The sequence below is a fragment of the Clostridium sp. LS genome (genome assembly GCF_002760435.1).
GTDB lineage: Bacteria > Bacillota > Clostridia > Clostridiales > Clostridiaceae > Clostridium.
Genome location: NZ_AUUU01000163.1, coordinates 19,412 through 32,603, shown reverse-complemented (window position 1 = coordinate 32,603; position 13,192 = coordinate 19,412). Strand labels below are relative to the sequence as shown.

Sequence of the window (13,192 nt, the reverse complement as noted above, 5' to 3'; positions counted from 1 at the left end):
ATTTAGGAGTAAAATATGGCTGCTTCACGTGACTGTAATTTATATTATGATCCAAATACTGCAAATTATTTGATAGAATATAAAGGTAACTTTAAAGAACGAATAGATAAAATATCTTATGCTTGTGGTGATATAATTACAGACACTATTGGGGTGGTATCAGTGCAAGAAAAAGATCTTGATAGACTCTTAAAGGATGTTCCGGAAATTGTTTTTTATGATTTTAGTACTGCATATGTATTACAAGACATCTCACCTTCATCTGTAGATAATATAAATAATATTAAAATAAATCCTTATTTAGACTTAAATGGAAGAGGGGTATTAATAGGAATAGTAGATACAGGAATAGACTACTTGAACGATGAATTTATAAGAGAAGATGACACATCAAGAATAGTTAGCATATGGGATCAATCAATTCGTGAACATACAGATAAGTCTGTATATATTGGCCAAACTTATTCAAATAACCAAATAAATCAAGCAATTATTGAGTATAGGAATAAAAGAGATCCATACAAAATTGTGCCTTCAAAAGATGAAAATGGGCATGGTACTAAGGTTGCGGGAATTATAGGGGGAAGAGGAGTTAGTAGTCAATTTCAAGGTGTTGCAAATCAAAGTAACTTTGTAATTGTAAAATTATTTGAGTCGACTAATTTTAGGAGAATATTACAAGAAAATGGAGTGCCGTATACTCCTGTGTATAATGCTTCTGAAATTGTTGGAGGGTTAGAGTATTTAAAAAGAGTAGCGCAACAGCTCAAACAACCAATGGTGATTTATATTGGTGTTGGGAGTACTGAAGGAAGTCATGATGGCCAAAATTTAATTTCTAGATATGTAACATCTTTAGGCAGCATTAGGGGATTGTGTTTTGTAGCTGGAGTTGGAAATGAAGGAGATTCACAAGGACATGCATCGGGATATTTTAAAAATGCAGGAGAAACAAAAGTAGTAGATCTAAGAATATCGAAAGAAATGAAGCGCTTTCATATAAACATTTGGGTACGAAGACCAAATGTTGCTTCTATAAATGTAATTTCACCTACTGGAGAAGCTTCGTCAGTTATTGAATCAAAAATAGATAAAACTCAACCAGTTAAATTTATTTTCTTAAATACGAGTATGGTTGTTAGATTTTACTCACCTGAACATTTTACTGGGCATCAAGTAATAAGTGTTGATTTTACTGATATAAAACCAGGAATATGGAGTTTTAATTTAATAGGAGAGTATGTAATAAATGGGAGATACGATATATGGCTTCCACCAAAAAGCACTTTACCAGAGAATACAATATTCCTTGAATCTGATCCGTTTATTACAATAACATTACCAGCATTGGCGGTTAATGTAATTACAGTAGCTTATTATGGAAATAATAATGCATTAATAGCTGCTTCAGGAAAAGGGTTTAATGCTAATGGTTTAATTAACCCTGATGTTGCAACTATAGGAGTAAATATTTTAACCACAAAGGTTGGAGGAGGTGTTACTACCTTTTCAGGAAGCTCAGCGGCAGCAGCAGTAGTGGCTGGAGGCTGTGCACTTTTATTACAATGGGGCATTGTTCAGGGAAACGATAAAACTATGTATACAAAAAAAATGAGAAGTTATTTGATGTATGGTGCGACTAGAAATCAATCTACTAGATATCCAAGTAGAGAAATTGGGTATGGTGACTTTGATTTGCTAGGAACTTTTAATGTACTTAGCAGGACATTCACAAGGATAATGTCAATAGAAAATACACATAACGATAACTCAAAATATAGAAATAAAAGTAGTGAGTATAGTGAATATTATGTTAATAATTTATTTATTAGAATTCCAAATGAAATATATGGAGGAATTTAAGTGGATAGAAGTTTTAGGGCTCCAAGGGAGATTTTTTCAGATAAAAACTATTTTCATTATGTAGTCCAATATGAGGGGAATATAGAGGAAGAGGTCTCAAAACAACCAGGATATTATGTAACTATAATTAATGATAGATATGCAATAATATCTGCAAATAGAGAACTTGAATTAAATATAAAACCGCCATTTTTTTCTACAATAGTATATGTTGCAACGCCAGACATATATACTCTTCAAGAAATTTCACCAATAGAAGCATCCGGGGCAAATTTTTTACAATTAGAATTACCATTAAGATTAACTGGTCAGGGGGTTGATGTGGCAATTATAGATACTGGTATTGATTATTTAAATGAAGAATTTATAAGGGAAAATGGAGAAACTAAAATTGAATATATTTGGGATCAGACAATTACTTCTGTGGGATCAAATGAAAATAGTGATGTACCATTTGGAACTACCTATGATAAAAATAATATACAAGAAGCTATAAATGCCTTTAGAGCTGGAAGATCGCCTTTTGATATAGTTCCATCGAGAGACGAAAATGGACATGGAACTAATATGGCTGGAATAATTGGAGCACTAGGTAAAAATCCAAATTTAAAAGGAATGGTTCCAGATTGTAATTTTGTAATTATAAAATTAGTTGAGAGTTTAGCATATAAATCACTTTTTAATATACAGATACCAATATTTGATATTGTGGCAGCTTTTACAGCTATTGAATTTTTGCATAGATACTCATTGCGCAGCAATAGACCAATGGTTATATATTTTCCTCTTGGGAGTAACTTGGGCAGCCACAGAGGAAATGGTATTTTAGAGCAATTTATGGATGCAGTATCTTTAACTAGCGGAATAGCTATAGTTGCACCTGCTGGAAATCAAGGGGCAAGTCAAACTCATACATCTGGTACTGTTTCACAAGTTAATGAATCTAGAGCAATTCAATTATATATTTCCCCAGAACAAAAAAATATTGTAATAGATATATGGGTTGATTCACCAAATATAATGTCATTAAGTATAGTATCACCTTCAGGGGAAAGCACTGGAACAATAAGCACTCAAATTGGAGCTTTAGATACGTATTCATTTGTATTTGAAAATACATCAACAATAATTAATGCTTATCTTCCCGAGGAGTATACAGGTGATCAATTAATGCGGATTAGATTTTTCAACGTTAGGGAAGGTATCTGGAATCTTGTATTAACTGGCCAGCTTATTCTAGATGGAACATATAATGCGTGGATACCACAAGAAGGAGTAAGTATAGGTGGGACAAGGTTTGTTTCATCAGATCCATATGGAACAGTTATGAGTCCAGGCACTTCTGATTATGTACTTACTGCAGCTGCATATAATCAAACTAATAATACTATTTTGAATTATTCTGGAATGGGATTTTTAAATGACTATACAAGCAGAGTAGATATTGCGGCAGGAGGTGTAAATGCATTAACTGTAGCTCCAAATAATGAAACTGCAATTATTAACGGAACAAGTGTTGCTGGAGCAGTTGTGACTGGAGCATGTGTGATGCTATTTCAGTGGGGAATTGTGGAAAAGAACGATCCTAATATATATTCTCAAACTATAAAAACATATATTCAAAGAGGTTCAGTTCAAAGAAGTGGGGATATATACCCAAATCCACAATGGGGCTATGGAGTGCTGAATGTATTAAAGATGTTTCAAAGTATGGTATAGAGATAACTTTATATATGCATTAACATATATAAAGTTATAAATTAAATGTATTCTTAATATTATCCCTACTATTTTGTATTTGAGAGCAAAGCATTATTTCTTTGAAGCATTAATAAATGCCTCAAAAAGTTTAAGCATTTTTTTATCATTATAAACAGTCATAATTTCAGGATGAAATTGAACCCCAACAACAAAATCTTCGTTACATTTTTCAATACCTTCAATTACTTTATCCTTTGAGTAAGCAGTAACTTTAAAACCTGAAGCAAGATTTTTAATTGCTTGATGATGAAAAGAGTTACTTATAACTGAATTTCCTAAAATACTATGTAAAATTGAATCTTCAATAATATCTACAGTATGGGTTGCTGCGCCATCCTTTGTTTGTTGTTGGTGTTTTATGTAGCATCCTTCCATATCTGATAAATCTTGATACAAAGTGCCGCCAAAGGCAACATTTAATATTTGATGTCCTCTGCATATAGCTAGAATAGGTTTTTTAAGCTCACAAGCTATTTTGGCTATTAAAACATCAAAATCATCTTTATCAGGATAAATATATCCTAATTTAGGGGAAGGTTCTTCATTATATAATAAAGGATTAATATCTATACCTCCGGAAAGAAGAACACCATCGAGGAGTTCCACTTGTCTTCTTACAGACTCTTCATCGGAAACTATGGGTAAAACTATAGGAATTCCACCAGCTTTAATTACTGATTCAACATAATCATTACTAAGAGATTCTATAACAGAATGAGAATAAGCTGTTTCATGCTTAATAACTCTGCCAGAGTTTATACCAATAATAGGTTTTTTCATAACAATGCCGCCTCCATTAAGAATATATATAAATTATACTATATAGGGACAAATAAATAATGTCAATTATGGGTTGTTGGAATATCAATAAAAATCTGTTAGGAATATATGCGAAGATAAGTAAAAATATATTTACAAAATAAATAAAGGAAGTACAATAGAAGTAAAAGCAATAGTAAATAAATGCATAAGATAAAAGAAATAACTCTAGGGGGATATATCATTAAAATGAAAGGATTTCTTAAAACTATCATAATTTTATTTATATCAATGCAACTTTTTACGGTAACAGCACTTGCCTATGAAAGTGTTGGAAGAATGAAGGATATGGAAGATAATATTTACAAGCATTTAGAAAATAGAGATAATAATTTTACTATTCTATATACTGGAGCAAGGAAAGAATTCGAGGATAATATACGTGATTGTATTACAAATGCATATTCTAAAGATGATTACTTAGAAAGATCTTGGTTAGAAATAAAACCTGAGGCAAAGATAACCCAAGATGGGATAGAGACAACATTGGATGTAACATATTTAACAACAAAGGAACAAGAGGAATATATAGACACTCAATTAAAAAGAATTACAGAATCGTTAATTAAACCCAATATGTCTGACTTAGAAAAAGTAAGGGTAATAAATGAATATATAATAGATAGATTTGATTATGATTACACACAAAAATCTATAAGTGTTTATTCAGCATTGACTACATCGCTAGCTGTGTGTCAAGGATATTCCATGACTGCATATAAAATGTTTAATTATGCGGGGATAGAGAGTAGAATTGTTGTAGGAAAAATAAATATTAATACGCCTCATTCATGGAATTTAGTTAAGATTCAAGGCAATTGGTATCAATTAGATGTTACTAATAATGATTCTATTGATAGAGATAAGTATTTTTTAATTGGAGATAATGACCTGATTACTAAAGGATATATTTGGGATAGTAGTAAATATCCTAAAGCACCTATAGGCTATTATAAGTAAAATTTACTTTTTATTTATAATAGCTTTTCCTTTTATATTATTTCACAAAAAAGCTGATATAGTTTTGTAAATTCTCAGTATAGAATTTAAAGGATTACATATAGTAAAATAAATTTGTAGCAGAGATAAGAAGTAAAGTATGAAAATTATTTAAAGATAAAGGGAGGAAATAAATATGGCAGATTTGTCACTAAGACATATTTATAAAATTTATGAAGGGGATGTAACAGCAGTAAAAGACTTCAACTTAGAAATTGAAGATAAAGAGTTTATAGTTTTCGTTGGACCATCAGGATGTGGTAAGTCAACAACACTAAGAATGATTGCAGGTCTTGAAGAAATTTCAAAGGGTGAATTATATATAGGTGGAAAATTAGTTAATGATGTAGAACCAAAAGAAAGAGATATAGCAATGGTATTCCAAAACTATGCATTATATCCTCATATGACAGTTTATGATAATATGGCATTTGCATTAAAATTAAGAAAAGCACCTAAAGATGAAATAGATAAAAAAGTTAGAGAAGCGGCTAAGAGATTAGATATAGAACATTTATTAGAAAGAAAGCCAAAAGCTTTATCTGGAGGTCAAAGACAAAGAGTTGCATTAGGACGTGCTATAGTTAGAGAACCAAAGGTATTCTTAATGGACGAGCCTTTATCAAACCTTGATGCAAAACTAAGAGTTCAAATGAGAACTGAAATATCAAAACTTTATCAAAGTTTAGGAACAACATTTATATATGTAACTCATGACCAAGTTGAAGCTTTAACAATGGGTACAAGAATCGTTGTAATGAAAGATGGTATAGTTCAACAAGTTGATACTCCACTTAATATATACAACACGCCAAATAATTTATTTGTTGCTAGCTTTATAGGAAGCCCTCAAATGAACTTAGTAACTGGTACCGCTGTAGAAAAGGACGGAAAGGTATATTGTAAGTTTGAAGAAAACAACATTTTATTACCAGAAGAAAAAGCAAAGGTATTAAAAGATAATGGATATGTAGGTAAAGAAGTTGTATTTGGTATAAGACCAGAACACTTAGATGATAATGAAGAAATTATTTCAAAGAATCCAACTGCAACACTTACTGGGGATGTAGAAGTTGTTGAACGTATGGGTGCAGAAAGTTATATTTATTTCAAATCAGGAAATAATAATATGACAGCAAGAGTTGATGGAAGCACTAAATGTGAGCCTAAGGATAAAATCAAATTATATGTTCAAAATGAAAATATCCACGTATTTGATAAAGAAACAGAATTAAGAATATGTTAGTATAAAATTAGAATTTAGTATATTAACTTATATCAATAATTATTATATAATAGTGATATGGTTTTAACTCCCATCTATTTAGATGGGAGTTATTATAACTAGACATGCGATAAATACAATTGAGGTGAGAGAATGAAGGGGTTAGTAAAATATCTACAAGAATTATATAAAAGTTGTGAAATACCATTTGAAGTTTACATAGACAATGAAATAATGTTTGAAGCTAATCCTGAGTTGTCTAAAGAGAATTTAGTTGAAACTATATTTTTAATTGGAACGAAGAAGTTTACCATAAAAATTGAAGAAAAACATAAAGATTCTATTAAGATATTAGAATTTTTTATTAAAGATAAATATAAAGACGATCATAATAATAAAGAAAAAATCATTACTCAATTATTGCAAAAAATAAGCATTTCAAAAGAGAAAGTAAAAGAAATAATGCCTCAAATCAAAGAAGATACATTTTTAATAACTGTAAGCTTAAAAGAAAAATTTATGGAAGCATTAGATATTTTGAAAAATATTTATATTGATACAGAAGTAATTGTATTAAATTATGAGGATTTCATAATTTTAATTGGAGCCTTCGAAGATATAAATGAGCATGTATCTAGTATAAGTGAAACAATAGTATTATCTCTTTATGAAAAATGTTTAATAAGTTATTGCCAAATTGAGGATTATGAATTATTAAATAACTCATATAATGAGAATATTTACAAAATTAACTTGGCAAAAAAATACAATTTATCACAAACAATATTTGGACAAAATGGTCTTTTATTTGAAAAAATAATGGACAATTTGAATGAGGAGACAAAAGAGAAGATTTTAAATAACTTCAATGATGGTTTTTCAAAACTAGATGATGATATGATAAAAACCATAGAAGTATTTTTTAAGCTAAATTTAAATTTAAGTGAGGCATCTAAAGAATTATATGTTCATAGAAATACCTTGATTTATAGGTTGGATAAGATTCAGAAGTACACAGGTTATGACATTAGAAAGTTCAATGATGCAGCGTTATTTAAAATAGCTTTCTTTATCTGGAAGCAAAAATAATATTTATTTATATTAAAGAATTTTTTCTAGAAATTATTTTTGGAAAAAATTCTTTATTTATTTGTCATTAATTAAAATTATATGACTTAAAATAAAAGAAATTAAGAATAATTATGTGATCAATTGTATAAATTTACAGAGTTTGTTAAAATAGAATTAAATATAGGTAAAAGTTTTTCATTTTGTAAACATTATTCAAATAAAATAGAATATAATAGTATTATTAGATTAACTGTTATTACGGGAGAAGAATATGAATATAAAGGACATAGCAAAATTGGCTGAGGTTGGAGTTAGCACGGTTTCAAGAGTGCTAAATAATCATCCTGATGTCAAAGAAAGCACAAGACAAAAAATTCTTGAAATAATCAAAGAAAGTAATTACATACCAAATAATAGCGCTAGAATTCTTAAGCAAAATAATACAAAGAATATAGGCATTTTAGTACAAGGAGTATTTAACCCGTTTTTTTATCAAATGACTAATGTTATTGGAAATATTATTAATGAAAATGGGTATACGATGATAATACAACAAAATGACTATAATAATTACTACCAAGAGGTTGACACTTTAATAGGCTTTATTAAAGAAAAGAGACTACAGGGAGTTATATGTTTGGGAGGAAATTTTATTGAGATTACTGATGAGAGCTTTAAGGAAATAAATGTTCCAATAATATTAACCTCTGTAAATACTGTTTCTAAAGAAGGAAAGTCGTATTATTCATCAATAGGTATTGATAATGTTAAAAGTGCGTATGATGCAACATCTTATTTAATTAATAAAGGCCATAAGAAAATCTCTCTAATTTTAGGTGAAACTAATGACATGGGAGTAAGCTTATGGCGGCTTGAAGGCTATAAGAAGGCATTAGCGGATAATGGGATAGAAGTGGATGATGAACTTATTATAGTGGGCGGATATTCAAGCAGAACAGCGTATAAAGAAACACTAAAATTGTTGAAAAAAAGAAAAGATATTACTGCAGTTTTTTCTCTTTCGGATATTATGGCTATTGGGGCAGCCAAAGCAATCCTTAATAGTGATTTAAAAATACCAGAGGATATTTCAGTAATTGGCTTTGATGGTATGGATGAAAGTGAATATTATAATCCGAGCATAACAACTGTAAAACAGCCAAAGAAATTGATGGCTAAAATGAGTATTAATTTATTAATGTCACAAATAAATGGTGAAAAGGGAAATGAACATGTATTATTGGATACTGAATTAATAGAAAGGGATTCATGTTTTGATATTACATCTTTAACAACTAAAAAATTGAAAGCAAATAAAGATAAGAAAAGTAAGAAGTGATTTTAAGTTTTGAGGCATAATATGGTGGTATGTTCACTATAGATAGTATGATGGATAATACTTACCTATCTATTCAGAAAAAATAACTTACAGCTTGATTTTTTATTTGACTTATGGGTGGAGGAATGAGAATGGAAAGAGGTAGCGGAGTTATTATGCATATTGCATCTTTGCCAGGGAAATATGGTATTGGGACCTTTGGAAAAGAAGCATATGAATTCGCAGATTTTTTAAAAAAAGCTGGTCAAAAGTATTGGCAGATACTCCCTTTAGGGCAGACAAGTTATGGCGATTCACCATACCAATCTTTTTCAGCATTTGCTGGAAATCCATATTTTATTGATTTTGATCTTTTAGAGGAAGAAAAATTATTAAATAAAGAAGATTATAATGAAACAGATTTTGGAGACAATCCTGAACATATAGATTATGAGAAAGTATTTAATGAAAAAATGAGGATATTGCGGCTTGCATATAAGAATTTTAAAGCCTTAAAGCCTTATAACTATAATGAATTTGTAAAATTAGAGGAATTTTGGCTTGAGGATTATTCAACGTTTATGGCAGTAAAAACTAAATTTGATTTGAAAAGTTTTCAAACTTGGGACAATGATATTAAATTAAGGGAAAAAGAAAGTTTGAAGAATTATAGAGAAAATCTTTCAGAAGAAATTGACTTTTGGAAGTTTATACAATATGAGTTTTTTAAACAGTGGAATAATTTAAAAGACTATGTGAATAAGTTGGGTATTGAAATTATAGGTGATATACCAATATATGTAGCTGAAGATAGTGCGGATTTATGGAGTAACCCGGAAGTATTTTTAGTAGATGAGAAAACCTTAAAACCTATAAAAATTGCTGGATGTCCACCTGATGTATTTTCTGCTACTGGACAACTTTGGGGAAACCCTATTTATAACTGGAAGTATCTTGAGAAAACAGATTATTCATGGTGGATAAACAGGATTAAACAGAGCTTAAAACTTTATGATGTAATAAGGATAGATCATTTTAGAGGTTTTGAAGCATATTGGGAAATACCATATGGAGAAAAAACAGCAGAAAATGGAGAATGGGTAAAAGGGCCAGCAATGAAATTTTTCAATGCTGTAAAAAAAGAACTAGGTGATGTAAATATTATAGCCGAGGACTTGGGAATATTAACTGATGATACAGTAAGCTTTAGAAAAGAGAGCGGTTTCCCAGGAATGAAAGTATTAATGTTTGCATTTTCTGGAGGTAGTGATAATTTATATTTGCCTCATAATTATGAAAAAAATTGTATAGCTTATACAGGCACACATGATAATGATACAGTAAAAGGCTGGTTTGAAAAAACTGGAGATAAGATAGAAATTGAAAATGCTATCGAGTATTTGAAACTAACAAAAGAAGAAGAGTATAATTGGGGATTCATAAGGGGAATTTGGGGAAGTGTTGCAAATATATCAATTGCACTTATGCAAGACTTCTTGAATCTCGGAAATGAATCAAGGATTAATCTGCCTTCAACAATTGGGTATAATTGGTGTTGGAGAGCAAAGGATAATGTTTTTACTAATGAGCTAGCAAATAAAATATATAGATTAACTAAAATTTATGGAAGGTGTGTATAATATGGACAAGCAAAAACTAATAGAGGGTATTAATAGGTACTTAAAAGTAAAACATGGGGTTAAATTAGAAGAGGCTAAGGATTATGAAATCTTTAATGCAGTTTCTATGACTGTCATGGAAGATATAATTGACAATTGGAATGAGACAACTGAAACATATAATAAAGGAAGAATGGCATATTATTTATCTGCTGAATATTTAATGGGAAGAGCTTTAGGTAATAACTTAATGAATTTGGGTATATATAATGAAGTTAAGGATACCTTGGAGGATTTAAATATAGATTTAAATAAAATCGAAGAAATAGAGGAAGATGCCGGACTTGGAAATGGGGGACTTGGAAGACTTGCAGCGTGTTTTATAGAATCTGCTGCGACTTTAGACATGCCTCTTGTTGGATATGGTATAAGATATAGTAATGGATTATTTAAGCAAAATATTGAAAATGGATTCCAAACTGAATGTGAAGATACATGGTTAAAATATGGAGACTCATGGAGTATTAGAAAAGATGATGAAACTCAAATAATAACTTATTCTGATATGACAGTAAAGGCAGTTCCTTATGATGTTCCAATAATAGGATATGGAACGAAAAATATTAACACATTAAGATTATGGCAATGTGAAGCTTTAAGAGAATTTGATTTCAATTTATTTAATAATCAACAATATATCGAAGCAGTATCAGCAAGAAATAAGGCTGAAGATATATCAAGAGTATTATATCCAAATGATACAGCAGAAGCAGGGAAAATATTGAGACTTAGACAACAATATTTCTTCTCAAGTGCTTCTATGAAGGATATAATAAAGAAACATAAAGCTAAATTTGGAAATGATTTTTCTGAATTTGCAAAATATAATGTAGCACAATTAAATGATACACATCCAACAATTTCGATCCTTGAATTTATTAGAATATTAACTGATGAAGAAAATGTTGATTTCTGGAATGCACTATGTATTGCAAAAGAATTTTTTGGATACACAAACCATACTATACTTGCAGAGGCTTTAGAAAAGTGGAATATTAGATTAATTGAAAGATTATTCCCAAGATTATTACAAATTGCATATCAAGTAGATGATGCACTAATGAATGAATTAAGACAAAAAGGATATGATGAAGGAGCAATTTGGAACTTTAGAATTATTGCAAATGATTTAATGAGAATGGCAAATTTAGCAATATTCGTTGGAAGAGCAGTAAATGGAGTTGCTGCACTTCATACAGAAATTTTAAAGAAATCTGAATTAAATAATTGGTATAATTTATATCCAAATAAATTCCAAAATAAAACTAATGGAATTACTCCAAGAAGATGGCTCAGACTATGTAATATAGAATTATCTAATTTTATTACAGATTTATTAGGCAGTGAAGATTGGGTTAAAAACTTAGAATTGCTTAAAGGTTTAGAAAAATATAAAGATGATGATGCAGTATTAGAAAAACTTATGGAAATTAAGCATGAAAAGAAAGTTCAACTTGCAGAATATATCAAGCAAGAAGAAGGAATTGATGTTGATCCAAATTCGTTCTTCGATATTCAAATCAAAAGATTACATGAATATAAGAGACAATTATTAAATGCATTATATATTTTAGATTTATATTATAGAATTAAGGAGAATCCAGAGTTAGACATTCCAAAAACTACATTTATATTTGGAGCTAAGGCATTCCCTGGATACAGAAGAGCAAAGGGAATTGTTAAATTTATAAATGAAATAGCTAGACTTATTGATAATGATTCACAGGTTTCTCAAAAGATTAAGGTTGTTTTTGTACATAACTACAGAGTATCGTACGCACAAAAACTATTCCCGGGTTCAGACTTGTCTAAGCAAATTTCAACAGCAGGAAAAGAAGCTTCAGGTACTGGAAACATGAAGTTCATGTTAAATGCTACTCCTACATTTGGAACATATGATGGAGCAAATATAGAAATTGTTCAGGAAAGTGGAGAAGAAAATAACTACATTTTTGGACTTAGAGTAGAAGATATTGAAAGAATGAGACATAGTTATGATCCTAAGTGGCACTATAGAGAAAATCAAAGTATTAGAAGAGTAGTAGATACTTTAATAAATGGTACATTAGATGATGGCAGAACAGGTTATTTTGAGGATTTATATAATGCTCTATTAGAAGAAAGAGATCAATACTATGTATTAGCAGATTTTGAGTTATTCAAACAAGCCCAAGAAAGAGTTTTTGAAGATTATAAAGATAAAAAGAAATGGGCACAAAAGTGCTTTGCTAATCTTTATTGCTCAGGAGCATTTTCAAGTGATAGAACTATAAAACAATATGCTAATGAAATATGGGATATAAAACCAGCTCCAGTTAAATAATAGCTTTACACAGTTTTTATAAGATTTGTAGATTTTGGAACACTAATGATATATAGTATATCCAAGGTAATAAGTTATAAGTAGTAAGTGAAAAGTTGAGGATGAAATCGCCAAAGGCTTTTCTTCCTAAACTT

The 13,192-nt window shown here is 29.8% G+C and carries 9 protein-coding genes; 8 read left to right on the top strand and 1 reads right to left on the bottom strand.

All coding sequences use genetic code 11. From position 1 onward, the window contains the following. The first annotated feature begins 15 nt into the window (after positions 1 to 15). Both COL3_RS25015 and COL3_RS25010 read left to right on the top strand, forming a co-directional pair. A complete protein-coding gene (locus tag COL3_RS25015; RefSeq protein ID WP_008427781.1) occupies positions 16 to 1,863 on the top strand; it encodes a S8 family peptidase in 1,848 nt (615 codons plus the stop codon). Beyond that, on the top strand, positions 1,864 to 3,582 hold the full coding sequence (locus tag COL3_RS25010) for a S8 family peptidase (RefSeq protein ID WP_008427779.1): 1,719 nt from the start codon (positions 1,864 to 1,866) through the stop codon (positions 3,580 to 3,582). Positions 3,583 to 3,675: 93 nt separating this feature from the next. Here the strand turns inward: COL3_RS25010 and COL3_RS25005 are convergent, their stop codons facing one another. Continuing rightward, positions 3,676 to 4,404 (bottom strand): gamma-glutamyl-gamma-aminobutyrate hydrolase family protein, encoded by a 729-nt coding sequence (locus tag COL3_RS25005; protein WP_008427777.1) that lies wholly within the window; start codon positions 4,402 to 4,404, stop codon positions 3,676 to 3,678. 183 nt (positions 4,405 to 4,587) lie between these two features. Here COL3_RS25005 and COL3_RS25000 point away from each other — a divergent pair, with 183 nt between their 5' ends. From COL3_RS25000 to COL3_RS24975, 6 genes are all read left to right on the top strand, one after another. Continuing rightward, positions 4,588 to 5,403, top strand: coding sequence for a transglutaminase-like domain-containing protein (locus COL3_RS25000; protein ID WP_008427774.1), 816 nt, complete (start codon positions 4,588 to 4,590; stop codon positions 5,401 to 5,403). 175 nt (positions 5,404 to 5,578) lie between these two features. After that, on the top strand, positions 5,579 to 6,688 hold the full coding sequence (gene ugpC / locus COL3_RS24995) for a sn-glycerol-3-phosphate ABC transporter ATP-binding protein UgpC (RefSeq protein WP_008427772.1): 1,110 nt from the start codon (positions 5,579 to 5,581) through the stop codon (positions 6,686 to 6,688). A gap of 132 nt (positions 6,689 to 6,820) precedes the next feature. Further along, entirely contained in the window at positions 6,821 to 7,756 is a 936-nt protein-coding gene (locus tag COL3_RS24990; protein ID WP_008427769.1) for a helix-turn-helix domain-containing protein, read from the top strand. A 253-nt stretch (positions 7,757 to 8,009) separates the two neighbouring features. Further along, a complete protein-coding gene (locus COL3_RS24985) occupies positions 8,010 to 9,077 on the top strand; it encodes a LacI family DNA-binding transcriptional regulator (protein ID WP_008427768.1) in 1,068 nt (355 codons plus the stop codon). A gap of 131 nt (positions 9,078 to 9,208) precedes the next feature. Next, complete coding sequence (gene malQ / locus COL3_RS24980) at positions 9,209 to 10,696, top strand: 4-alpha-glucanotransferase (protein WP_008427766.1); 1,488 nt, start codon at positions 9,209 to 9,211, stop codon at positions 10,694 to 10,696. A 1-nt stretch (position 10,697) separates the two neighbouring features. After that, complete coding sequence (locus COL3_RS24975) at positions 10,698 to 13,058, top strand: glycogen/starch/alpha-glucan phosphorylase (RefSeq protein ID WP_008427764.1); 2,361 nt, start codon at positions 10,698 to 10,700, stop codon at positions 13,056 to 13,058. The last annotated feature ends 134 nt before the right edge of the window (positions 13,059 to 13,192 follow it).

Coding starts and splice junctions, on each gene's coding strand:
- COL3_RS25000 (WP_008427774.1), top strand. CDS start 4,588: ATGCATAAGATAAAAGAAATAACTCTAGGGGGATATATCATTAAAATG.
- COL3_RS24975 (WP_008427764.1), top strand. CDS start 10,698: ATGGACAAGCAAAAACTAATAGAGGGTATTAATAGGTACTTAAAAGTA.
- COL3_RS24990 (WP_008427769.1), top strand. CDS start 6,821: ATGAAGGGGTTAGTAAAATATCTACAAGAATTATATAAAAGTTGTGAA.
- COL3_RS24985 (WP_008427768.1), top strand. CDS start 8,010: ATGAATATAAAGGACATAGCAAAATTGGCTGAGGTTGGAGTTAGCACG.
- COL3_RS25015 (WP_008427781.1), top strand. CDS start 16: ATGGCTGCTTCACGTGACTGTAATTTATATTATGATCCAAATACTGCA.
- malQ (WP_008427766.1), top strand. CDS start 9,209: ATGGAAAGAGGTAGCGGAGTTATTATGCATATTGCATCTTTGCCAGGG.
- ugpC (WP_008427772.1), top strand. CDS start 5,579: ATGGCAGATTTGTCACTAAGACATATTTATAAAATTTATGAAGGGGAT.
- COL3_RS25005 (WP_008427777.1), bottom strand. CDS start 4,404: ATGAAAAAACCTATTATTGGTATAAACTCTGGCAGAGTTATTAAGCAT.